Here is a 23,713-nt window from a genome sequence, read left to right as displayed (position 1 = left end):
CGATTCCATACAAGTAGTATATCATGCGATATATACCGTGACCTTATGAAATGAGTGGAAACAAAAAAACTCAGCCTATTGCAGGCTGAGTCTGTACGTATCCAGATAGAGTCCATCTTTAAATTTATAATAATCATAAAAATATCTTGTACCACTATCGTCTGTCTTTTTATAAAAAACTTCCCATACGTACTCCTGGCCAAGCTTCCCCGGCATGACGCGATCAATCTCCACACCCGGATTTTTCTTCATAACGGTATCTCGAATTTGGGCTTCCGTGAAGCCTTCAGAAGCCATCTCCGTGTGAACACCCTTATCCGATACCCATACAATGACACCTTGGCCGAGCTTATCTTCTCCATAGACGATTCGAAAAGGTTCATCTCCATAAAAGAAATCTACTTTTGCCGCTTTCGTCATGATGCTTTTCTCATAAGCAGTTTCTACCGCCATGCGTTTGTTATCCCAATGATCCTTTTGCACATTTAAGTAGAAGCGGCTGAGCACGACGCCAAGCGTCAATATAATAAACACGCCAAAAGTAATAATTCTAGTTCGCTTTGCACCCATCAGCGCCGCTCACCTCCCCAACCAATTGCCGGCACCTTTTTAACCAATTAATCTGTCAAAACACAATTCAAATTCACGTTTGATTTCTTCTTCATCCATCGTTAAGCATTCCCCTTTGCGGACAAGCCAATTGCCGTCCACACAGACATCGACGACATCTTTGGCACAAGCGGAATAAACGACATGTGATACGAAATCTGTTTTTGGCAGGAAATGAGGTTGATCCAAATCCAGCGCGATAAAGTCCGCTTTCATACCCGGCTGCAGTAATCCCACGTTATCCAACCAAATGGATTCCGCTCCCATCTTCGTGCCTAGCAGCAGCGCTTCAGCAGCGGGTACAGCTAGCGGATCACCAGAAACGCCTTTGTGAATCAGCGCGGCAAGTCTCATTTCTTCAAACATATCCAAGTTGTTATTTGACGCTGCACCGTCCGTACCAAGTGAAACCTTCACTCCGGCGCGAAGCAATTCAGGCACACGCGCTACGCCGGAAGCAAGCTTCAGGTTGCTTCCCGGATTGTGAGAAACGCGAACATCATATTGTCTGAGAACATTTATTTCTTCATCCGTTAAATGGACTCCATGCGCTACAAGCGTTGGTCGGCTGAATACACCGATCTTCTCCAGATGTGCAACAGGACGCAGTCCGTATTGATCTACATTTCCTTGTACCTCACGGCTTGTTTCCGACATATGCGTATGGATCGGTAAATTCAAATCGTGGGCAACTTGAACAATTCTTTCAATATAATCCGGAGGACATGTGTAAGGCGCATGAGGAGACATCATTGTCGTGATACGTCCATTTGCAGCCCCATGCCATGTTTTTGCAAACTCAGTGGCTTCCTGCAGCTTAGCCGTCTGTACATCAACCGGGCACAGTCCAATCACACCGCGGGCAAGAACGCCGCGCATCCCTGAAGTCTCAACAGCCTTCGCCACTTCATTCATATGGTCGTACATATCTACAAAAGTCGTAGTCCCGCCCTTCATCATTTCCAAAATGGACAGACTAGTCCCCCATTTCACATCTTGAGCGGTAAATTTCGCTTCCATCGGCCACATTTTCTCTTCCAACCAGATTTGCAGGGCTAAATCGTCACCGTAACCTCTAAGCAGCGACATCGCGGCATGACCATGCGTATTGACTAAGCCTGGCATGTACAATTTATTCGTACCGTCGATGATTTCATCGTAGTTTTCCTTGGGTTCAGGAGTTTGTTCACCAATATATGTAATCAGATCGCCTTCTATAACCATGCAGCCTTTGATTGATGATTTTCCTTCAATAGTAGAAATAAAATGACCGTTCATAATTAATGTTTTTTTCATACTAAAAAACCCTCTCTATGCTCATTCTAAGTTAAACACCGCTTTATAAACTTTACATCTTAAGGCTTGTAAAATCAAGGAAGTGTACAATGTTAAGAAAATGTAAAATGTCACGGAATTTTCGTTGCTTTCGGTGCAATTATTATGATATTTTTAATTTTGTGAGTTTTTTCAACAAGTTGGTCTGTTTATCTTATAAATTCGATCAAAATCTTGTACATATAGTAAATACTAGGAGGCATTTATGACCACGTTATTCACAAAAAAGAACGAAGTCGATTTCTTGCAATTGCTCATCCGCGCTGCAGAAAACGCACTGCAAACTGCACAGCTGTTCCGCACAGCCATGATGGGTGACAAATCCCCTATAGACTACGTTCAGTCCATTCACGATCTAGAACATGCTGGAGACTCCATCACTCACGAAATTTTCAAAGGACTCAATAAAGTGTTCATTACACCGATCGATCGTGAGGACATCATGGTTCTTGCCTCCAAAGTGGATGATGTCACGGATGGTATTGAAGCTACAATCGCTCGTTTTGACTATTTGAACGTCTCGCATACGGATTCATATATGAAAGACTTCTCGGCTGTCATCGTGGATTCCTGCCAACACATGCTTGATGCATTCAAATTGCTTGCGAAGAAAAAATATATGCAAATCCCTGAACATACCGTTGCCATTAACTCCCTTGAGAATGACGGTGATCGCTTGATGCGTGAAGGGATTCGTCAAATTTTCATCACACGCAAAGATGTATACGAAGACTTTAAACTAAAAGAAATCTACGAGCGCTTGGAAGAAACAACGGACGCTTGTGAAGACGTAGCCAATATCCTAGATAGCGTAGTACTTCGTTATTCATAAACTTTAACCGGTCTATGTGTACGAAGATAGTTTTCCGAATGGAAAACTCTTAGGAGGAAATCATGTTAACTTATTTGATCGTAATTGTTGTACTAGCCTTGCTTTTTGATTTCATCAATGGATTTCACGATACAGCCAATGCGATTGCCACATCTATTTCTACGCGCGCACTCAGTCCGCGGGTAGCTATTGCCATGGCAGCGACGCTTAACTTTGTTGGAGCAATGGTATCCTCCAAAGTGGCCAAAACGGTCGGAGGCAGTATAGCTAATCCTGCTCAAATTGCCAATGGCGTTGAAATCGTAATCGCAGCCCTGCTCGCGGCGATTATATGGAACCTTCTGACATGGTATCTTGCGATTCCATCCTCTTCTTCTCACACCCTGCTCGGAGCCCTTGCCGGTGCGGTTATCGCTGGAGCTGGCGTGCATTCTGTCAATTGGAGCGGTTTTACGCAGATCATTATCATTTTGATCCTTTCACCGATCATTGCCTTCGCCCTAGGTTACGTTATCATGCTTTTGATCAAGTACATCGTCATCTGGTCCGGAAATACGTCCAGATCCAAACTCAATCGTATCTTCAGGACATTGCAAATTATTTCTGCCGGGTTGCTCTCCTACTCACATGGCGGTAACGATGCACAAAAAGCGATGGGTATTATCGTATTTGGTCTAGTCGCAGCCGATGTTCAAACGACGCTGGACGTCCCGCTTTGGGTAAAAATCTCAGCAGCATTGGCCATGGGGTTAGGAACTTCGATCGGTGGATGGAAAATTATTAAAACCGTATCTGGGAAAATTGTAAAAATCGAACCGATTAACGGATTCGCATCCGATCTTACATCGTCACTCGTCATTCAATTCTCCACCCATATCGGAAAACCATTATCCACAACACATGTTATTTCCTCCGCTATTATTGGGACAGGCAGTGTCATGCGCTTCCATGAAGTTCAGTGGGGAACCGTCAGTCGCATGTTGATTACTTGGGTCATTACCATCCCGATCAGCATTGCACTCGCGTACTCCATTTACTTCCTTATCTTCAGACTGATCTTCTAAATAAAGAAAAACCGTCAGGGAATCCTGACGGTTTCTTTTTTTAATCTAAATAATACGCCAAGCTTTGCAGCTCCGTTGTGAAATCCGCATAATGCACGCGAACTTCCGGGGGAACCTTAATAATGACCGGTGCAAAATTCAGAATAGCTTCAATGCCGCAATCCACAAATTGATTGGCCACATTTTGAGCTTCACTCGCTGGCACAGTTATAATCCCGATTCGCACGCCTAGCTCCGATAGAACAGCCTTCATTTCCCCCATCGGTTGAACCGTCAAATTATTAATCGTCTCCCCGGTTTTAGAGGGCATCGCATCAAAAACTGCGACAATTTTCATATCATTCCGTAGATAAGTATTATAATTGCATAATGCGCGGCCCAGATTCCCCGCTCCAACAAGAGCTACCTGGATATGTCGGTCCAGCTTGAGTATTTGCCTAATTTTCTCGATCAAATAAGCAATATCATATCCGATGCCTTTTTTGCCAAACTCACCGAAATAGGCCAAATCTTTACGAATCTGGGCCGGATTCAGATCAAGTTTTTGACCCAAATCCTGCGAAGATACCGTTGCGACATTTTTCATAGCAAGCTCGTTCAGGAACCGTAGATAGATGGGCAGCCTGCGAACAACAGCTTCCGATATTTTTTGTGATTTCATTTCTACGCCTCCCCCATCCACTGCTCAATCCTTGGTAACATTTGTTCCGTTGTCATATGCTCAATTTTGGGTCCAGGCAGTGAGTAGAGGAAGTGCTTGCCATAAAAGGTTTCGATGACACGCGTATCGTAGATGATCACAATTCCTTTATCAGATGCGCGTCTAACTAACCGGCCGAAGCCTTGTTTAAATCGAATGACCGCCTGTGGCACAGAAAATTTCATAAACGGGTTCTCGTTCCGTTTCTTAATATTTTCGCATTTGGCCTCAACGAGCGGATGATTCGGAGGTTGGAACGGCAGCCGGATAATGGCCAAACAGCTTAGCGCATCCCCAGGAATATCTACTCCTTCCCAAAATGAACTGGTGCCAAGCAGCACACACATCTTGTTATCCTGGAACATACGGGTTAATTTACTACGATTGCCGCTGTCTACCCCTTGGCCAAGCACAGTAATGCCATATGCCTTCAAATAATCTTTCATCCCGGCATAAATCTGTTTGAGCATCCGATTGGATGTGAACAAGATCAGCATTCGACCTTTGGTCACGATAGCGACTTCACTTAGCGATTCAATGAGCGAAGCAATGAAAACGGGATCCCCAGCTCCCTTAATCGTAGGAAAATCTCTTGGAATAACAACCAAAGCTTGCTCACGATAGTTAAAAGGAGAAGGCAGTTGAACCGTTTTGAGCTTACCGCTCTCTTCATCCTGCGGAATCATCAGCCCCAATTGATCAGCGGAGTATTGAAAGGATTTATTCACGGACAAAGTTGCCGAGGTCATAATGATACTTTCTTTTGTCTCAAAGAAATGCTGCTGGAGCAAGCCGCTGACGTCCGTCGGCACAGAGATCAACTGAAGTGACTTCGCCCTGGCATACGTCCCTGCTTCCATCCAATATACATAACCATCATCCGCCATTTTCATAAAGAAATGGAGGGCATCACGATGCTCATAGAGCTCTTTCACGGTGCCGTTAAGATCTGTCACTAAACCTTGGACCCCGAAGACGTCCTGATGTTCCTTCACATCGCTTAACAATTTATCAAGCGTGCGAAGCAAATCATTCGCGTTCAGATAGATATTGTCCTCCATTGCCATCAGCTCGTGCCAATTAGCCGGCAAAGTCTCCGGCTTCATGCGCAGGACATACGTGGAATTCTCCGTTTGCGACGGATCGCTTTTGGACGACAGCAGCTCATACAGTGATTCGCTCAGCCGATCCCAATCCTCTTTGATTTGCACGATTTTTGGGAAAAGACCATCAATCGTATGACTCCATGCCGCTGCCCTTTCTTGCTGCTCATCCGATTTCTGCAGTCTAAACCGCAGCATCGGCAGGTGGCCGCTCCGATTATCTTTGTAAAGCCAGGTCAATGAATGATACATCGCTGAGGAATGCAGCTCGATACCGAGATGTTTACTCGCCACTTCTTCGAAATGATGCGCCTCATCAATTACAAGGTGCTTGTAAGCCGGTAGGAGGCGGTTCTCCGCCTTCATATCGGTAAACAGGAGGGAATGGTTCGTGATGATCACATCAGCCGTGTTGGCGTCATTCCGCGCGCGATGATAGAAGCATTTTTTGTACCAAGGGCACATCCGGTTCAAACACGAGTCTGTATCGCTGGCAACCGAATACCAGAATTGTGCGCCTTTATTCCCAAAGTGGATTTCCTCTTCATCCCCGTGTTCCGTTTCACTCAGCCAAACGACCATTTGTGCCGCTGTGACCGGATCTTCTTTGCCATTCTCGTAATCACGCGTTGTCAGTTTCGTTTCAAATTTGCGCAAGCACAAATAGTGACTTCTACCTTTGAGCACAGCCGCTTTAAAAGGAACCGGAAATATCTCTTTCAGCAGCGGAATATCCCGCTCTCTAAGCTGCTCTTGCAGGTTAATCGTGTGCGTGGAGACAACCACTTTCTTCTCATATTTGATGCCATAATAAAGGGCAGGTATCAAATAACCAAGCGATTTCCCTGTGCCTGTTCCGGCCTCAATCATCAAATGTTGATCGTTCTCCAGCGATTTCTCCACTTCGTAGATCATTTGCTCTTGCGATTCCCGCTCTTCGAAAATCTCAAACTTCTGCTGCAGCGCTAACTTCAAGCCTTGATGAAATTGTTGGAAAGAGGCGCCTAATCCATCTTCATCCGAAGCGCCGCGGATGTCATCTTCTTCGCCCCAATCGGTGACATTCAGTGTGAATTGGCGGAAATAACGATTCGTATCCGTGTCAATGCTCGTAATCGATTCTTTATATAAACATATTTCGTCTAAAAACCAACCCAAATCGCTGGAGCTATTTTCAAAAATATGCTGCAGCCGTTGAACCGTAAGGAGAGGCAGTCCAATCAGCCTTTCCAGACACCTGATCCAGATTTCAGCTGTGACCTCCGCGTCACTGTCAGCCTGATGAGGCCGTTCATGGTCAATGCCAAACAAACCGGCTACCATGCTCAACTGAAGACTGGAAATCGATGGGAATAATATGCGGAGCATATCCATCGTATCCAGTACTCGGCCTGAAAATGGCGGGTACCCGGTTTTGGTCAGTCCCCTTTGCAAAAAAGAAACGTCAAATGCTGCATGGTGCGCCACAAGCACGCAATCAAACAAAAGTGGGAACATATCCGACATCACTTGATCAAGCGTGGGAGCGTCAGCAACCATCTCATCCGTAATGCCAGTAAGTGTCGTAATGGAAGAAGGTATACCCATCCCTGGATGAACCAGAGAAGTATACCTGTCGATAATTTGAAATTGATCTATAATGACCAGTCCAACTTGGATGATCTCATCCGTAGGCTGACTTCCTGTCGTTTCAAAATCCAAAACTGCAAATTTCATGACGTGTATCTTCAATCCCTTCGTCCTGCACTTCTCCTAGCATACCAAATCTTATTAGGAAAAGGGAATACCTGATCGCCACTTTGGTTTCAGGACTCGTCCAGATTGATGAGAGGCTCCATACATGATGGGTCCGTATGGTACGCTTTTTGAAAATACTCGAAAGCTTTTTCTATATTCTGATTCTGCACCTGTATGACTCCCATGGCGTTATAGGAAATAGCTTTCATCTTGGAATTATCCGTTAGAGGCAGGAGGAATTTGAAGTGCCTGTACGCCTCTCCAAACTCCCCTTTACGCAGATGCCCCATCGCCAAATAGACTCTTGCCAACAAAAAATCAGGCTGCCTACGAATCAAGACCTCAAACTCTTTGATCGCTTGATCATACATATAAAGCTTGTAGTATCCTTGCCCCCGGACAAATTCATCCGTTTGTTTCCCGGACAGATCGAGATCCATCAGTTCTTTATGAAGGGTTTGGGTACTGATCGGCACGGCCCCATAAAACTTTCCCAGCTTCTCCTCAAAAAGCAGCCACGCCTCAATGAACTCATCACTCATTGTCTTCAACACTTGCAACTGTTCGTCAAGCTCCGCTCTCTTCTCCACATCACTATTCGGATATTCTTTTTGGATTTCTTCCAAAACCTCGTTCATTGTGGAAAATAAATGCTTAAACATTTGGCATCCCACCTTTGCTTCGAAAGCTTACCCTCATTCTTTGTAAACAGAGCCGATTTCATGCATGGACAGGACCATCTTAAAGGATGGTGGAATGCTCCTCTGCTTTTAACAATTGGGCTACTTTATTATTTGTTCCCATGATTGCAACCGTTGGTTGATGCTTCTTGGCTTCTTCATCAGTCATCATGGCGTAAGTCATAATAATGACCGTATCTCCTTCTTGCACTAAACGTGCCGCGGCACCGTTCAAACAGACGACTCCCGTCCCGCGTGGGCCTGCAATGATATACGTTTCAAGGCGTGCACCGTTATTGTTATTAACGATTTGCACTTTCTCATTGGGCAGCATGTCAACAAGATCAAGCAAATCCTCATCAATCGTGATGCTTCCAATGTAGTTCAAATTTGCTTCTGTTACGGTAGCGCGGTGGATCTTAGCTTTCATCATTGTGCGAAACATAAACTTCACTTCCTCAATTGTATAATGACATTATCGATTAGACGTGTTTTGCCGAATTTAACGGCAAGTGCAAGAATGATTGAATCGGTATGAGTGCTGTTCTCAAAAGGTTCCAACGTCGGAAATGCGAGTACTTCCGCATAATCAATAACAGCTAATGGCGCTGTTGCGATATGGCTCTTAACCAGGCTTTCAAGCTCGGCAGCATTGAAGTTAGTTCGAGATTGCACGAATTCCTTTGCTTTATCCAAAGCTTGGGACAAGACTAACGCTTGTTTCCGCTCTTCGTCCGATAGATACACATTGCGTGAACTCATAGCAAGGCCATCTTTTTCGCGCAGGGTTGGGCAAGGGACGATGTCGACCGGCAAATTCAGATCCTGCACCATCTGCTGAATGACGGCAACTTGCTGGGCATCCTTCAGTCCAAAAAATGCTTGATCCGGCTGTACGATATGAAACAGCTTGCTAACCACAGTCGCAACACCGTCGAAGTGTCCCGGCCTCGAAGCTCCGCAGAGCCTCGAGGTAAGCCCTGACACCGCAACCGTCGTACGTGTTGGAGTCGGGTACATTTCACTTACAGAGGGCATAAAAACAAGATCAGCGCCGGCTGCCTCAGCCACCTCAAGATCCCGCTCTGTATTGCGTGGATATCGCTCAAAATCCTCCCCAGGACCAAATTGCAGCGGATTGACGAAAATACTTAAAACCACAAGCCCGCTCTGTGACCGCGCTTGACGCAGCAAGCTGGCGTGTCCTTCGTGCAAATAACCCATTGTAGGCACAAAACCTACAGATCCATCATTCTTACGTCGGTATTCCCGAATCCGGGAACGCAAATCGGCAATCGAATGAATCACTTCCATCGTCTGGATCGCTTTCATGACCGCTCACTACTCCTTATCGCCGTACAAATATTGAACTACATCATTATCCATGTGGAACGTATTTTCCTGTGTAGGGAACGCCCGCTCTTTCACTTCTTTAACATATTCACGAATGCCCTCACGGATAGTTTCCCCGATATTCGCGTAAGCTTTTACAAACTTTCTGGGCGCACTGTCAGAACCATACTGTAAAAGATCATGGTAGACCAGAACTTGCCCGTCACAGTGAACCCCGGACCCAATGCCGATTGTCGGGATCGATAACTGCTTGGTGATCCATTCGGCCAGCTCATCGGTAACCAGCTCCAGCACAATTGCGAATGCTCCCGCTTCCTCAATGGCTTTCGCATCGCTAAGCAGCTTCTCTGCTTGCTCTGAGCTGCGGCCTTGTACGCGGAAACCGCCGAGTTGATGAACGGACTGCGGGGTTAAGCCAAGATGGCCGATAACAGGCACCCCGGCCTCTGTAATCGCTTTGACTGTTGCCGCGATCTCAGCTCCGCCTTCAAGCTTCACCGCTTTCGCGCCACCTTCTTGCATTAATCGAGCGACACCTTTGAGTGTGGTGTCCAAGCTTCCGTGATACGTAAAGAATGGCATATCCGCTACGATAAACGTGTTCGAAGCGCCGCGTACGGCAGCACGTGTATGATAAACCATGTCATCGAGCGTCACAGGCAGGGTCGAGTCATACCCCAATACAACATTTCCCAGTGAATCTCCAACGAGGATCACATCTACGCCGGCTTCTTCCGACAAGCGAGCTGACGGGTAATCGTAAGCCGTTACCATCGTAATCGGTACACCGTCTTGCTTCATTTTTCTCATTCTGGCTGTTGTTAGCGGCTTTCGTTTTTCCATTTGTATCCCAGCTTCCTCATATAAAATAAAAAAACCTTTTAGCTAAGAGCTAAAAGGATCGCATGCAGAAAGAATCCAATGATTCTTCTGTCTCGGTCCCGTAGGCTCAGAGCAGAATCCAACCTCTTGTTTACTCATTATTTGGCTGAGTTGAACATGTTACTACGCTTGTATAGCAGCAAGTGCAGTTCCTTTAAGGATACCGCCTCGTTATTCAATTATACCAAATATAGCTTCCAATTGATACCTCAACTTTTCTACCGCAGTTCAATATCGCCGGAATAAACTTTGATTTTCTCTCCGTCCCCTTTAATCACCGTTAACGCGCCTGAGTCATCCAAAGAGTCCGCAATACCTTCAATCACACCCATAGGTGTGTGTGTTCGGATAGGACGCTTGAGCGTGACACTCAAAGCTTCCCAAAGCAATCGTATTGGGGAGAAGCCTTCTTGCAAGTACAAAGCATACAGCTCTTCGAATTCTAAAAGAAAGGCTTGTACCAACGTTTCTCTTTTGATTTCCGTTCCTGATTCAATCGCCAAGGAAGTTGCAATGGAACGCAATTCCTCCGGATAGTCTTCGACTTTCAAATTCACGGAGATCCCAATTCCGGCAATGACATATTTCAGCCGCTCATCCTCGCCGCTGCTTTCCAGCAAAATACCGCTGACTTTCTTCCCTTTGATCAGCAAATCATTCGGCCATTTGATCCCAATGTCCACGCGGCATACTTTCTGAATCGACCGACAGAGAGCGACTGCGCTCAGCAAAGTTAGTTGAGGCATGAAGTAAACAGGCACCTTTGGCGTTAACACCAGACTCATCCAGATCCCTTTGCCTGCCGGAGAATGCCATGCGCGCCCCATTCGGCCACGCCCGGCTGTTTGTGCCTCGGCAAGCACTAGCGTGCCTTCAGAAGCCCCTGAAGCTACCAGCGCGTGTGCAATCGTCTGTGTGGAGTCAACTTCGCCATACACATGCACTTTTTGTCCGAGTACTTTGGTCTTCAATCCCTGCAGCAGTTCGGCCACCTGCCATTTATCCGGCTTGCTCACCAACCGGTATCCTTTGCGGGGAGCTGCCTCAAACTCATAACCAGCGGCCCGCAGTTCTTCGATATGCTTCCAAATCGCCGTACGGCTCACGTTTAATCTACGGCTAATCTCCTCACCAGACACATAAGCTTCCGGGGATTCTTGAAATAGTTCTAAAATCCGCTCATTCATCTTTTTCACTCCAATTAAAGACTAGTTGAAAAACAAAAGTAAAAAACCACGCGCACTGCTACTTCGCAGCACGCGCGGCTTGTAAAAGCAATTCCCGCTCGTTCGGCAATTCGCCGAGCGCGGTCCGTTCCAGCAGGTCCTGCAGCAGCTTGCCCATCCATGGGCCAGGCTGCATGCCCAGCTCTGACGCCAAATCCTTGCCGGATATGGCGAGTTCCTTCAGGCTGAAGCAAGGTACCTCGCTCAGCCAATCCTCCCCGCGGCGCACCAGCTCCGGCGCGGTGGTTTCCAGAAACAGCGCGAGCTCGCCGCGCTGATGGGCTATGGGCTGCAGCGCACGCAGCAGCCGCAGCAGCGCGCGGGCGGCGGCTATGCCGCTGCGCACAGCGCCAAGCTTCCAGACCCGCTCCAGCGGAGCAGGGTCTGCAGCTGAGGCGGCCACTGCTTCGCGCAGGGCCAGCACAGCCTCTACCGCGTCGCCGTCGGCGCGGGAGAAGGTCAGCTCCTGGAGCGCCGTGCGGACCACGTCCGCCGGCACCTCCAGGAGCATCAGCAGCATGGACCAGCGGTCATGCTGCTCTTCCAGCGCGCTGACTGCGTCCAGCGCGTCATCCCAGGCTAGCCACCGCTCAAAAGGCAGCGGAAGCTGCTTTTTGAGGTGCGCCGTCAGGCGGCTCGCCAGAAGCAGCCGGACAGCCCGCGCAGGGGCCGGGCCGTCAATCATACGCTGGAGCTCGCTACGCACGCGCTCCATGGCAATGTGGCGCAGCAGCGGAGCTTGCGCAAGCAGCGCCTGCCACGTGCTCTCCTCGACCTGCAGATCGTAGGTCGAGGCAAAACGAATGCAGCGAAGCATGCGCAGCGCATCTTCGCCGAAACGCTCCTCCGCTTTGCCTACGCAGCGGAGCACGCCTAAAGCGAGATCCTTTTGCCCTGCAAACGGATCGATCACTTCGCCTCCGCGGTCCATCGCCATCGCGTTCATGGTGAAATCGCGCCGCTTCAGATCCTCCGTCAAGTCGGAGATATATTCGACGGAAGTCGGGCGGCGAAAGCCCTCGTACTCCGCCTCTTGGCGGAACGTCGTCACTTCATACGTCCCCTGCTGCAGGATGACGGTGACCGTTCCGTGTTGAAGCCCCGTCGGCGCCGTCCGCGGGAAGCAGGCAATCACCTGCTCCGGCAAGGCCGACGTCGCGATATCGATATCTTTAATCGGCCGATCAAGCACGGCATCCCGTACACAGCCTCCTACGAGGTAGGCTTCATAACCTGCTTCTGTAAGCTTAGCCAGCACATAGGATGCTCCTCGATCTTCCTCCAAAATTTTCCCAGCATCCAACATGTTACTCCTATCCAGCGTACATCCTCTTATTGACAGGACGAGGCTGTAATCCGGTGAGATTCCGGAAGTTCTCTTCCCAATACGCGATAATAAATTTCTTCATACTGTTGTGTGGTGATATCATTGCAAAACGTGTATCTCGCACGGTCCAAACAATTTTGCACCACTTGCTCATACAGTACTTGGTTGCTGAGCAGGTTCACGACATGATCTGCCATCGCATCCGTATCGCCGACTTCGGCTAGATATCCGGTTTCCCCATGAGTAATCAACTCTGGAATTCCTCCTGCATTTGACCCGATGGTAGGCACACCGCAAGCCATAGCTTCCAGGGCAACCAATCCGAAGCTTTCTTTCTCCGATGGCAGAAGCATAACATCCGCCAGGGAAATTACCTGGGAGACGTCATCCTGCTTGCCGCAGAACGTGACTTTATCGGTAAGACCTAGCTCCTTCACCTTGGCAATCATTTTAGACAAATCAGGTCCTTCTCCCACAAACAGAAGCCTTGAAGGAATTCTCTTGCTTACATTCGCAAAGATATCCACGACATCCTGAACGCGCTTGACCGGTCTGAAATTGGAAATATGAATGAGGATCTTTTCTTCCGGTCTTGCAAACTCTCCACGAAGTTTCGTAACATCTCTCGGGTAATACACCCTTTTATCAACAAAGTTATAGGTTAAATCGATATCACGCTCAATATCCAGTAATTCCCTAGTTTCCTTAATTAAATCCTTCGATACTGCCGTAACCGCATCGCTCTCATTAATCGCATATTGAATCAAATCTGAAATGGATTGATCTTGACCCAGCACTGTAATATCCGTTCCGTGAAGCGTAGTGACGACCTTCAGCTTGCTGCCAACCATCTGTTTAGCAAGCAGTGCACACACGGCATGTGGAATGGCGTAGTGAACATGAAGCAGATCAAGCTCTTCCATCTTAGCCACTTGGGCAAGTTTGCTTGCAAGGGAAAGATCATAAGGAGGGTAACGGAATACATAGTACTGACTGACTTCCACTTCATGATAAAATATATTTTTATGGAATTTACCCAGGCGAAACGGCATGCTGTGCGTAATAAAATGAACCTCATGCCCTTTTTCGGCAAGCAGCTTGCCGAGTTCTGTTGCTACAACGCCTGAACCGCCTAACGTCGGATAACACGTAATTCCAATTTTAAGTTTATCGCTTTTAAGTTTATCGCTCATTTTGCACCTCTTTTCCAGATCAATCGAATCGATCTACCACCATAGGCAGTTTAGAAACAAAACCTTCTGCATACTGAAGCATCCGCTTTTGTCCCAATAAATGGTCACGGGCCACTACACGCTCTACATAGCCTTGATTCAGCGGTGTCGCTACGGTACCTTGCCCCGTTGTAAACTGCGAACGATAAGCGCTCAGCGCAGCCTTTTTGGTCTCATAATAATCTGTTACATTGACAATAAAGTCAGCTTCATACACATCATTTATAAAATAAAAATACATGTTCTCCACATGGACTGGATCAGACTCCGGCAAATATTTGCGCAGTTTGGCATTAAAGACAGCTTCTTGAACAAGCGCCGAGCAAGCAATATGATCGGGATGGCGATCCTGCCAATAAGGAGCGAAGACGATTCTAGGTTTGTATTTCCGAATTTCCGCCGTTATTCGTTCAATATGGTCGGGAGTCACGAACAAGCCACGATCCGGTAACCCGAGATTTGTTCGCACCGTCAATCCTAACTGTTGTGCCGCTTGCTCCGCTTCTTCTTTCCTTGTCTCGACCGTCCCATTTGAGGACATCTCTGCATAGGTCAAATCGCAAATGCCCACACGGTAACCCAATGCGGTATGCTTCGCAATCGCCCCGGCCATTCCAATCTCAGCATCATCTGCATGCGCGCCAAAAATAAGAATATCTAATTGTTCACTCATCTTATTCAAGACCCGGTTTATATTTATGTACGAGTTCTCTCCAAGCAAAATCCCCGCGATCGAGCGCTTTAACGAGAATTTCCGCCGTGGCGATATTGGTGGCGCAAGGGATTCCTTGAACATCGCATAGGCGCAATAAAGCAATGATATCCGGCTCATGCGGCTGCGCCATTAACGGATCACGCAAAAAGATGATCAAATCCATTTCATTTTGAGCAACCAAAGCACCGATTTGCTGGTCACCGCCAAGTGGCCCCGACATAAAGCGATGGACATCGAGTTTCGTATTATCCATGATTCTCTGTCCTGTCGTGCCTGTTCCATATAATTTATGACCTGCAAAGACATGTTCATACGCCGTAACGAAATTGACCATCTCATCTTTTTTACGGTCGTGAGCGATTAGCGCGATATTTAACATTCTGACTTCCACTCCCCTAGGACTTTCTTAATCTATAAAATGCTCGAATCCATAAATCATACCGCTATATGTCATTACTTTACGAACAGCAATCGCTACGCCCGGCATATAGGCAGCACGGTCATAAGAGTCATGTCTAATCTTAAGAGCCTGCCCTTGTTCAGCCATAATGACTTCCTGTTGAGCAAAAATACCCGGTAGACGTACGCTATGTATTCTAAACCCATTGTAATACCCGCCGCGGGAACCTTCAATCGTTTCTTCTTCTTTGGGATTACCCTGTCTGATCTCTTCTCTCACTTCTGAGATAAGTTCAGCGGTTTTCACTGAAGTTCCTGAAGGTGCATCTAACTTCTGGTCACCGTGATACTCGATAATTTCCAAATGAGGGAAATATTTGGAGGCTTGCGCAGCAAATTTCATCATCAGAATAGCTCCAATGGAAAAGTTAGGTGCTATAATTCCACCGATTTCTTTATCCTGACACTGCTTGTCCAACTCAGCAATATCCTGCGGTGTAAATCCCGTAGTCCCCATTACGGGACGAATGCCTAACCGAATCGCTAAACTTGTATGTGAAAACGCCGTTTGCGGACCCGTAAAATCTACTAATACATCCGGTTTGGATTCGGTTAGTGCAAGTTCCAAATCATTGCTCATTTTGACGCCGCATTCTTCAAACCCTACCATTCTTCCAAGATCAATTGGGCCTGAGGAGCGGTCTACCCCCGCCACTAATTCCATATCGGACTCCGTGAGCACGGTCTTAACGACCTCTCTCCCCATTCTTCCACTTGCCCCAATGACGGCTACTCGAATTTTACGATCCATGACGATGTTTCTCCTTTGTGTATGTTTCAGACTCTATTTTTCATCTTTTGCTGGTAGCGAGCAGCCTGCTGCTTAGCTAGTTCGTGATTCGGCTCCAATCGAATGGCTTCCATAACCGTTTGATAAGCTCTCCCGTAATCATTTCGGAAAGCGAAAGCTTCCCCAAGTATTAGATAAGCTTCAATCGTCAAAGGATCGAGCACAATCGCTTCCTTCAGCAAAAAAATCGCTCTTTCCGCATGTTCGGATTGCGTGCTTAACTGCCTGCGAGCTTTATCAACTAATTCTCTGGCATGCAGCACTTGCAAATGATAACGGTACACTTGATTGTCTTGTTCCAACTGAGTAGCTATTGACGCGTGTTCAATGGCATTGCTCAGCTTATTGTTTCTTCCATAAGTTATCGATAGTTTGTAGTGATAGGCAGCATTGTCGGGTTCTGCGATTATCGCTTTTTCAAACCATTCGATGGCTTTTTCGAAGTCTTGTGAAAGTATAGATTCGTACGCTTTCTGTATTTGATCTTCTCCATTCATCTGCCCATCCTCCTTATCGAAAGAGAGTCTCCCTTCAGAGGGGATGGTATAGTTTATGAAGCTTATGTAATTTCGGTGTTAATTTTAGTCCATCTACCCGCATCTCTCGTATTGAACTTATGCATGATTTTATCATGCGCTTCCGTCAAATCAATCCCGAGTGAGTTCGCGAAACAGATCGTTATAAACATAATATCGCCGAGTTCCAACTCAATCGAGTTGTCCGCTTCCGTGCTTTTCTTCGGTTTCTCACCGTAGGTATGGTTCACTTCACGGGCTAACTCCCCCACTTCTTCGGACATTCTTGCGAGCATAGCCAAAGGACTGAAATATCCTTCCTTGAACTGGGAAATATAAGTATCGACTTCTTTCTGTATATCTTTCAGCGTGCGTTCCGACATGTTCACCCTTCTTTCCTTCTTCTTCACCAAGATATCATTACTATGTTAAACTAAACAAGAAAAGTTGACAAATTTTTTTGACAGAAGCGAAGCATGAGGTTTGGAGGAAACGAAATGATTTTCAAGGAAAAATTATCTGATCAATTTACAAATGTACTTGCCATTACGATTGGCACCGCGATTTATGCATTTGGTTTACATTATTTTGTCATTTCAAATGAGCTCATGGAAGGCGGCGTTACGGGCGTAGCTCTGCTGCTGAAATATGTATTTAACGTTCCTCCATCAATCTCAACCTTGTTATGTAATATCCCCTTATTTTATCTCGGGTGGCGTGTTTTCGGAAAAGGCCCGATGCTGTACACGATTTATGGCGTAGTTTCCTTATCGTTTTTCCTCTGGGTGATGGAACAGCTCATACATAACAATTGGCTCATCCCATTTCATACCACCCAGGATTACTTTCTGGCTACATTATATGCCGGGCTTACGCTGGGCACCGGACTTGGCCTAGTCTTTCGATTCGGCGGCACGACAGGCGGTTCAGACATCCTGGCTCGTATCGGAAATAAGAAGAGGGGCTGGAGCGTTGGACAAGTCATCTTAATTATTGACGTTATCGTCATTGGTTCTTCCTTCCTCTATTTGCCGAAGGAAAAAGTCCTCTACTCACTTGTAGCCGTCTTTGTCACTTCGCGCCTCATTGATTACATCTCCGAAGGCGCTCATGCTGCTAAGGCTTTTACGATTATAAGCGATCAAGCCGTGCCTTTATCTGAAGCTATTACAAAGGTATTAGACAGAGGCGTGACGTTGTTCCCTGCCAGGGGCGCATATTCCGGTAACAATAAAGAAGTATTGTATTGCGTCGTGTATCGCCATGAAACTAGACGTCTTCGCGAGCTCATTCAATCCATCGATTCTCGCGCTTTTATCATCATTGGGGAAGTCCATGACGTCATAGGCGAGGGCTTTAAAGCGCAATAAAAAAGGTTGAGCAGATTTTACCATCTGCTCAACCTTTTTATTTTAATCGCCGAATTCCTGCTCCTGCGCTCGCGAATGCTTAATTGGAACGATGTGCCGACCGGATTGGTACATTCGCCAGCCCACGAAAGATAAAACGCTGACGATGATCAGTCCAATCCCAACAGACCAGATGATCGGATGCTTAGGGTCAGTTATAGGTACGAAAGCAATTGCATCTTTATTTTTCAAAAATAATTCGTCCAGCACTTGACCTAAATGCTCCAGCCCTGTTTCCACTTGACGGCCAATCATCGGTTGACTATTAATGTTTTTCCTTAAAAACACAACGACAGAGTCAAGCTTCTCGACAGAGGAAGCATCCCGGCTTATCAATAATGAAGGATGAATAATAGCAATATGCTGAGAAAGCTTCCCGAAGCCCGCAATGCTCTCTTGTTGTTTGCCAGCTTTGACAGCTTGTGTCAATGCAGCCGTGTCATTCTGCAGCACTTTATAATATTGCAGCCACATGGGCTGATTTTTATGGGTTAGGGCATCCGTTGCAAGTCGAATTTTGGCTACAGCCATTTGAGCTTCCTCCGGTGAGTAGCTCGCGGCGCTGTAAACTCTCTTGGCCTGCGTAATGGTTTCGGTAAGTGCATTTAGCCCCTCTACAGAGGTTATTCCTTCAAATTGTATCTTTGGAATTTGATCTGACATTTGCATCAGCTTATTCCGTGCCTCAAGCACTTGGCCGTCCATCGTTTGCTTGTACATCTCATCAGCAATTTGATTCAAGAACTCAACCCGCTTCAACTGTTCTGGATCTACGGGTTTAGCGGCTTGTCCAATCGTGCTGGTGCTGGCTGCGCATGCAGAACTTATACTTACGACTGCTGCCAGCAAAAGCGTGGCTGTCAGTCGTTTAATTCCCCCGGTAAACATAAACATGGGACATCCCCTCCTTCACCATCATCATATGGAGGTTCGTCCCAATTTAGACCATCGGTTATGTGATTATCGTTGTTTCTTCTGACGTAAACCCAAACAGATGAAAGCTATCAAAATACCTATAATGCTTAAGCTGATTGTAAAGCCTTCTATGGTTCTATAGTAGTTGTTTACAAGCACTTCAGGCAATCTAGGGAATACCCCTCTTTCGTAATCCATGAAGTCATTCCACAGTGTCCAGCAGGCAATAAGCAGGATAGCCGGGATCCGGTATGTATACCATCTAACAAATAATAGCACTTCCACTGCCATAGCCAAATGTGAGCACGTAAGCATCCAACCATCCCAGCCAACAGGAACACCTTGCCAAGCGCCTGCCCAAATCATGGTAACTGCCCATATGCCGTATTTAAATGAAGTGATAAGTGCGAAGGCTTCCACAAAGCCTCTAATGGCTTGATACACTTTCCCGGACCGGCTGCCTCTCGAACGATCTATGAGTAAGTAACAGACCGACAAGGTAAAAAATAAACTGGCTGTCGGGCTATCAGGTACAAAATAGACGTACCAAAGCGGCTTTTCGGCAATTGTGTCCACCATTTGAAGCCAATACCACTCATAACCATACACAGTGCCAAGCAGATTCATAATGAAAAACAGCCACAGCATCGTTTTGCTTAACAAAAAATCCTTACTCCAAAAATACGAAATGGATATGCCTTGATGCAAGCAAGCTCCTCCTCCGGTGATTTAAAAAAACCTGACCGCTTTCGCGATCAGGTTTCCCTATTTTATTGGGCTTTTTGTTTGGATAACCATTCAGTAAGCTTAGTGATATCGGCATCTGTTAAGCCTTTATCAATGTTGGCTTGATATTGTTTACCCATGTTACCCTTACCGTTCTTGACAATGTTCAAAATCTCATCTTGCGAATGTTTGTCACCTACGCCAAGCAGCGCCGGTACGCCTGAAGCCGGCATCCCTTTAAGTCCAGCACCATGACAGGACAAGCAAGTTGCTTTTTTGTAGATTTCTGCACCCGGATCATCTGCTGCTACAATAGCAGGAGCTTTCTTCGTATCCTTCGCCGCGCCGCCGCCAGCAGCTGCGCCTTTGTTAGCGTGCAATTCTTCCTCACGCTTGATGTGCTCAGGAATGATGTTTTTCTCTTTCAACTCAAATTGGTAGTGATCCCAAGATGTGTACGTCAAGTATGTACAAGCGATTAGAGATAAAATCATCAAGCTTGAAGCGATTGGTCTTCTGTAGAAGCGACGCTCTTTGCCTGTATCCAAGAAAGGAGCCAGCATCAAGCCACCGAACAGCAAACCAGGTACAACAACCGCTCCAAGTACTACATAATCACCGGATGTATACGGGTATTTCAACAATTGATACATGAACAAGAAGTACCAGTCAGGCATCGGAATAAACGCTGTATTCTTAGGATCCGCAGGATAACCTAGCGGAGCCGGATCGGACATGACTAACACTAACATACCGACTAGTACAACGACCCCTACCATCCACTCTTTTAACAAGAAGTTTGGAATAAAGGCTTCCGATTTTCCCGGATACGCAGAGTAATCGCGAGGGATTAATCTTTGTTCTTGTGTTTTCTTAATTACGCGGGAATCCCCTACGTAAACGATTTTCTCGTCTGACTTATGACCATGCGCCACGCTATTCGCCCCTCCCTAATTTATAGCGGTCCGGAAATACCTTGTTTGCGAATCATGAAGAAGTGTCCAGCAAGCAAAGCGAGCAGAACGCCAGGCAGGAAGAACACGTGAATGGCAAAGAAACGAGTTAGTGTTTGCGCACCAACGATGCTTCCGCCTTGCAGCAACGTTTCAATGTACGGACCCGCTAAAGGCACGGACGCTGCAATTTTCATACCTACTTGTGTAGCAAAGTATGCTTTGTTATCCCATGGAAGCAGGTATCCCGTAAAACCTAGACCTAACATAACGAAGAAAATGAGCATGCCTACTACCCAGTTCATTTCACGTGGTGCTTTGTAAGAACCTGTGAAGAACACGCGCAGGGTATGTAAGAACATCATTACGATAACTAAACTAGCTCCCCAGTGGTGCATACCTCTGACGATAACACCGAAAGCTACTTTATGTTGTAAGTAGTCAACGCTTGCATAAGCATTGATGATATCAGGTGTGTAATACATGGTTAAGAACATACCTGATAAGATTTGAATGACTGTAATGAAAAACGTCAATCCGCCGAAGCAATACACGAAAGCGGAAAAATGATGAGCAGGGTTTACGTGTTCTGGAACCTCATGATCTGCTACATCCCTCCACATAGGCGTAATATCAAGACGTTCGTCAATCCAGTTGTATACGTTTTTAAACATCTGACTGTGACGCCTCCTTATACTCTTGTGTTAGCATGCAGTTGTCCCACATAAACGAACCCATTCTCAACTTTGGTTGTGTATTCATCCAAAGGTTTTGGTGCGACGGCAAGGTTTTTACCATCTTGCGTATAGTGAGCACCATGACAAGGACAGAAATACTGATCTTTGTAAGCCGGGTTATCGTTCCAGTTGACCGTACATCCAAGGTGCTTACAAGTAGGATTCAATGCAAAGAGCTTGCCGCTGCTGTCTTTGGAAATCCACGCAACCAATTCAGCGTCACTTTCGTACCAACCATCCACTTGATGAACTTGGAACGTAAACGATTGTGGTACATTTGTAATTTTACTTTCTTCGACAACTTTAACCCAGTCTGATTCTGACTTCTTCTGAAGTACAGGATCTACCGCAAACCGAATCATCGGAATAATGATGCCGGCCCCCATGAATCCTCCAGCGCCACCTAGGGTGTAGGATAGAAATTGTCGACGAGACATTTCGCGTTTAGTCCCGGGTTTCTTCCCATGCTGTTCTTCATTGTGATTGTTATGATCACTCATTCTCAGGTCTACCCTCCTACATTGGCCGATGTCCAACCCTCTCGGACGTCAGTTACCTCTATCACGTGTCGTTCGACATTACACTACATAACTAGGACATTACTAATAATATCCTACGACTACTAGGTCGTCAAGAATCCAGAACTCCTTTTGAGCCATTGAAAACTTGGCGTTCGGACAAATTTTAACGAAATTGTCACAACTTTTTGGCAGCCAATGTACGCCATTACTTCCCTTATCCTGTGCAATTTTTTTTCCAATAATACGCTTACCAGCTAAAGTTAATCACTATGCTGCCATAAGTGCTGAACTTGCTTAGAAATACTTGATTTGATCTGTTCAGCTTTGCTCTCCCACTGCTCCATGTCGACAGCAATCAACAAATCGGTTTGATCTGCCTTCCAGCTTGCAGCTTCCGTATGTATGGTCAGTACGATGACATAGCGGAATCCCATCCTTTTTAAATGAATGGAAAGGGCTTCTAGCTGGTCCCTTATGCTCACCGCCGTCATATAATGAAGCGCCGGGTACGTTACTACCCTACCTTTGTATGGAATTTCGATGCTTTCCAGTGCATCTCGGAGCTGTTCCAACGCCAAAGTTACTTGCGCGGGGTCTTCGAATCCGGTCAACCCCGTTACTGGCAGCAAACATGTGTCCAAGTATGGTTTTAAATCGTACCATTCTTGCGCAGAAATCTCATTAAACTTCAACCGTGCTTCCCCCTCTATCTTTTACCAAAAATGCATTTGCTATGTAGCAATAGCCATCGCTTCTTGTACACTTTAATCTGTCTGCAAATAGCTGTCAATTGAACTGTCGATTGAACTGTCATTCAAACTGTCCGTTTGACCGCGCAGTGCTTCCAGCGCTTCCTCCAAATCCTGCTGTTTCACGACCACGTAGGGACTTTCCCATGTCCCATCCAGGTGAATGTACTGGACATTAGCTGGCTTATAGTCACGGTACGATTTGGTTAATGTGCGAAGTTCATCCGCCGGGATGTCTGTTTTAATGGAACTTCCCATAATATCGAGCACCTTCCCCCACGCGGTTACACCATTCACTGAAGTTAATTTATCAAGTAATTCATTAAGCACAAACTGCTCTCGCTGGTTCCTCTCCAAATCTGACGATTCTGCTGTACCCAAATTCGATTTGCGATAGCGAATAAAATCAAGCACTTGTTTGCCATTTAAGCGCTGCATGCCTTTTTTCAAATTGATATTTGTTCCATCACTCTCATCTTGGTATTTCATATCCATATCAACATCAACCATCATACCGCCTAACTGATCGATAAGCTTGCGGAACCCATCGAAATTAATAACAGCCATATGATCAATCGGAACTTGATAAATCCTGCTGAACAACTGCTTCGTTTCATCAAGAGCCGTTTCTTTGTTCTTATTATAGTTATACGCATAGAAATAATTAGCTTTATGGGAGGTTTCTAAACCGGACTTTTCTGCAGATACTTCAAGGTCTCTAGGAATCGATACTACTGTACCTTGATGAGTTACCGGATCTACACGAAAAAGCATCATAACATCCGTATTTAACGATCCTTCGCTGCCTGACCGCTCGTCAATTGCCGTTAATAGCAGGGTAAGCGGTTTCTCTTCCTTCTCAATCGTATCGGATGTTTGGGACGTCTGCGATACAGGGTAATCGCTTGTATGGATTTCATTTGCAGCAGGTACGATAGGAGCCGCTATTTGATCCAAGGCATGATTCCATTTATTCATCAGAAAAGCGGCATAGCCGGATGCTGCCCCGACAACGAGTAAAGTAAATAGAAGAAACGATGATAAAACTTTCCGTTTCCGCATGGTTTTCAAGAGCTTTCTCATTTGTATTCTCCTTTTGCGTCGCAATATAGTCTAAATAATCGACGTATGGAGTAACAAAATA

26 protein-coding genes are annotated in these 23,713 nt (G+C 46.2%); 3 read left to right on the top strand and 23 right to left on the bottom strand.

The genetic code is table 11. The annotated features are described in order from the left end of the window. Positions 1-75: 75 nt before the first annotated feature. Both RQP52_RS02865 and RQP52_RS02860 read right to left on the bottom strand, forming a co-directional pair. Positions 76-570: a cell wall elongation regulator TseB-like domain-containing protein gene (locus tag RQP52_RS02865; RefSeq protein ID WP_315949319.1), complete on the bottom strand. Its 495-nt coding sequence runs from the start codon at positions 568-570 to the stop codon at positions 76-78. A gap of 39 nt (positions 571-609) precedes the next feature. Further along, positions 610-1,905 carry an amidohydrolase gene (locus tag RQP52_RS02860; RefSeq protein ID WP_315949318.1) on the bottom strand — a complete coding sequence of 432 codons (1,296 nt, stop codon included), beginning with the start codon at positions 1,903-1,905 and terminating at the stop codon, positions 610-612. A 244-nt stretch (positions 1,906-2,149) separates the two neighbouring features. On the opposite strand from RQP52_RS02860, the gene RQP52_RS02855 reads away from it, so the two are divergent. Together RQP52_RS02855 and RQP52_RS02850 are read left to right on the top strand one after the other, a co-directional pair. Continuing rightward, positions 2,150-2,776 (top strand): DUF47 domain-containing protein, encoded by a 627-nt coding sequence (locus RQP52_RS02855; protein WP_315949317.1) that lies wholly within the window; start codon positions 2,150-2,152, stop codon positions 2,774-2,776. Positions 2,777-2,838: 62 nt separating this feature from the next. After that, entirely contained in the window at positions 2,839-3,840 is a 1,002-nt protein-coding gene (locus RQP52_RS02850; protein WP_315949316.1) for an inorganic phosphate transporter, read from the top strand. Positions 3,841-3,880: 40 nt separating this feature from the next. Here the strand turns inward: RQP52_RS02850 and RQP52_RS02845 are convergent, their stop codons facing one another. From RQP52_RS02845 to RQP52_RS02780, 14 genes are all read right to left on the bottom strand, one after another. Further along, entirely contained in the window at positions 3,881-4,501 is a 621-nt protein-coding gene (locus RQP52_RS02845) for a redox-sensing transcriptional repressor Rex (RefSeq protein WP_315949314.1), read from the bottom strand. Between the two features lie 2 nt (positions 4,502-4,503). Beyond that, positions 4,504-7,359: an ATP-dependent DNA helicase DinG gene (gene dinG / locus RQP52_RS02840; RefSeq protein WP_315949313.1), complete on the bottom strand. Its 2,856-nt coding sequence runs from the start codon at positions 7,357-7,359 to the stop codon at positions 4,504-4,506. A gap of 89 nt (positions 7,360-7,448) precedes the next feature. Continuing rightward, the gene (locus RQP52_RS02835) at positions 7,449-8,042 is read right to left on the bottom strand and encodes a tetratricopeptide repeat protein (RefSeq protein WP_127451445.1); all 594 of its coding nucleotides are present in this window, start codon (positions 8,040-8,042) and stop codon (positions 7,449-7,451) included. Positions 8,043-8,121: 79 nt separating this feature from the next. Further along, positions 8,122-8,505 (bottom strand): aspartate 1-decarboxylase, encoded by a 384-nt coding sequence (gene panD / locus RQP52_RS02830; protein ID WP_315949310.1) that lies wholly within the window; start codon positions 8,503-8,505, stop codon positions 8,122-8,124. A 5-nt stretch (positions 8,506-8,510) separates the two neighbouring features. Continuing rightward, positions 8,511-9,374, bottom strand: a complete 864-nt coding sequence (panC, locus tag RQP52_RS02825) for a pantoate--beta-alanine ligase (protein WP_315950373.1) — start codon at positions 9,372-9,374, stop codon at positions 8,511-8,513. A 27-nt stretch (positions 9,375-9,401) separates the two neighbouring features. After that, positions 9,402-10,256 (bottom strand): 3-methyl-2-oxobutanoate hydroxymethyltransferase, encoded by an 855-nt coding sequence (panB, locus tag RQP52_RS02820; protein WP_315949308.1) that lies wholly within the window; start codon positions 10,254-10,256, stop codon positions 9,402-9,404. A gap of 257 nt (positions 10,257-10,513) precedes the next feature. Continuing rightward, on the bottom strand, positions 10,514-11,482 hold the full coding sequence (locus tag RQP52_RS02815) for a biotin--[acetyl-CoA-carboxylase] ligase (RefSeq protein WP_315949306.1): 969 nt from the start codon (positions 11,480-11,482) through the stop codon (positions 10,514-10,516). Between the two features lie 58 nt (positions 11,483-11,540). After that, entirely contained in the window at positions 11,541-12,827 is a 1,287-nt protein-coding gene (locus RQP52_RS02810; protein WP_407075620.1) for a CCA tRNA nucleotidyltransferase, read from the bottom strand. 26 nt (positions 12,828-12,853) lie between these two features. After that, positions 12,854-14,041, bottom strand: coding sequence for an N-acetyl-alpha-D-glucosaminyl L-malate synthase BshA (bshA, locus tag RQP52_RS02805; protein WP_315949302.1), 1,188 nt, complete (start codon positions 14,039-14,041; stop codon positions 12,854-12,856). Positions 14,042-14,060: 19 nt separating this feature from the next. After that, positions 14,061-14,753: a bacillithiol biosynthesis deacetylase BshB1 gene (bshB1, locus tag RQP52_RS02800; RefSeq protein WP_315949301.1), complete on the bottom strand. Its 693-nt coding sequence runs from the start codon at positions 14,751-14,753 to the stop codon at positions 14,061-14,063. Position 14,754: 1 nt separating this feature from the next. Further along, positions 14,755-15,174 (bottom strand): methylglyoxal synthase, encoded by a 420-nt coding sequence (locus RQP52_RS02795; protein WP_167053845.1) that lies wholly within the window; start codon positions 15,172-15,174, stop codon positions 14,755-14,757. 27 nt (positions 15,175-15,201) lie between these two features. Next, positions 15,202-16,005 carry a 4-hydroxy-tetrahydrodipicolinate reductase gene (gene dapB / locus RQP52_RS02790; RefSeq protein WP_315949299.1) on the bottom strand — a complete coding sequence of 268 codons (804 nt, stop codon included), beginning with the start codon at positions 16,003-16,005 and terminating at the stop codon, positions 15,202-15,204. A gap of 26 nt (positions 16,006-16,031) precedes the next feature. After that, positions 16,032-16,541, bottom strand: a complete 510-nt coding sequence (locus RQP52_RS02785) for a tetratricopeptide repeat protein (protein WP_315949297.1) — start codon at positions 16,539-16,541, stop codon at positions 16,032-16,034. Positions 16,542-16,603: 62 nt separating this feature from the next. Next, complete coding sequence (locus RQP52_RS02780; protein ID WP_127451427.1) at positions 16,604-16,942, bottom strand: nucleotide pyrophosphohydrolase; 339 nt, start codon at positions 16,940-16,942, stop codon at positions 16,604-16,606. A 114-nt stretch (positions 16,943-17,056) separates the two neighbouring features. Here RQP52_RS02780 and RQP52_RS02775 point away from each other — a divergent pair, with 114 nt between their 5' ends. Next, the gene (locus tag RQP52_RS02775) at positions 17,057-17,929 is read left to right on the top strand and encodes a YitT family protein (RefSeq protein WP_315949295.1); all 873 of its coding nucleotides are present in this window, start codon (positions 17,057-17,059) and stop codon (positions 17,927-17,929) included. 42 nt (positions 17,930-17,971) lie between these two features. On the opposite strand, the gene RQP52_RS02770 is transcribed toward RQP52_RS02775, so the two are convergent. From RQP52_RS02770 to RQP52_RS02740, 7 genes are all read right to left on the bottom strand, one after another. Further along, entirely contained in the window at positions 17,972-18,862 is an 891-nt protein-coding gene (locus RQP52_RS02770) for a sporulation protein YpjB (protein ID WP_315949294.1), read from the bottom strand. A 66-nt stretch (positions 18,863-18,928) separates the two neighbouring features. Then, positions 18,929-19,591 (bottom strand): DUF1405 domain-containing protein, encoded by a 663-nt coding sequence (locus tag RQP52_RS02765; protein ID WP_315949292.1) that lies wholly within the window; start codon positions 19,589-19,591, stop codon positions 18,929-18,931. A gap of 62 nt (positions 19,592-19,653) precedes the next feature. After that, positions 19,654-20,544 carry a menaquinol-cytochrome c reductase cytochrome b/c subunit gene (locus tag RQP52_RS02760; protein ID WP_181646563.1) on the bottom strand — a complete coding sequence of 297 codons (891 nt, stop codon included), beginning with the start codon at positions 20,542-20,544 and terminating at the stop codon, positions 19,654-19,656. Positions 20,545-20,564: 20 nt separating this feature from the next. After that, positions 20,565-21,236 carry a menaquinol-cytochrome c reductase cytochrome b subunit gene (gene qcrB / locus RQP52_RS02755; protein WP_127451419.1) on the bottom strand — a complete coding sequence of 224 codons (672 nt, stop codon included), beginning with the start codon at positions 21,234-21,236 and terminating at the stop codon, positions 20,565-20,567. A 17-nt stretch (positions 21,237-21,253) separates the two neighbouring features. Next, a complete protein-coding gene (locus tag RQP52_RS02750; RefSeq protein ID WP_127451417.1) occupies positions 21,254-21,799 on the bottom strand; it encodes a QcrA and Rieske domain-containing protein in 546 nt (181 codons plus the stop codon). A 281-nt stretch (positions 21,800-22,080) separates the two neighbouring features. Beyond that, positions 22,081-22,512, bottom strand: coding sequence for a DUF2487 family protein (locus tag RQP52_RS02745; RefSeq protein WP_315949288.1), 432 nt, complete (start codon positions 22,510-22,512; stop codon positions 22,081-22,083). 72 nt (positions 22,513-22,584) lie between these two features. Beyond that, on the bottom strand, positions 22,585-23,652 hold the full coding sequence (locus tag RQP52_RS02740) for an LCP family protein (RefSeq protein WP_315949287.1): 1,068 nt from the start codon (positions 23,650-23,652) through the stop codon (positions 22,585-22,587). Positions 23,653-23,713: the final 61 nt, after the last annotated feature.

It is taken from the genome of Paenibacillus violae, from assembly GCF_032461945.1.
GTDB lineage: Bacteria > Bacillota > Bacilli > Paenibacillales > NBRC-103111 > Paenibacillus_E > Paenibacillus_E violae.
Note: the sequence above shows the minus strand (reverse complement) of the source record. Positions and strands in the feature narration are given on the sequence as shown.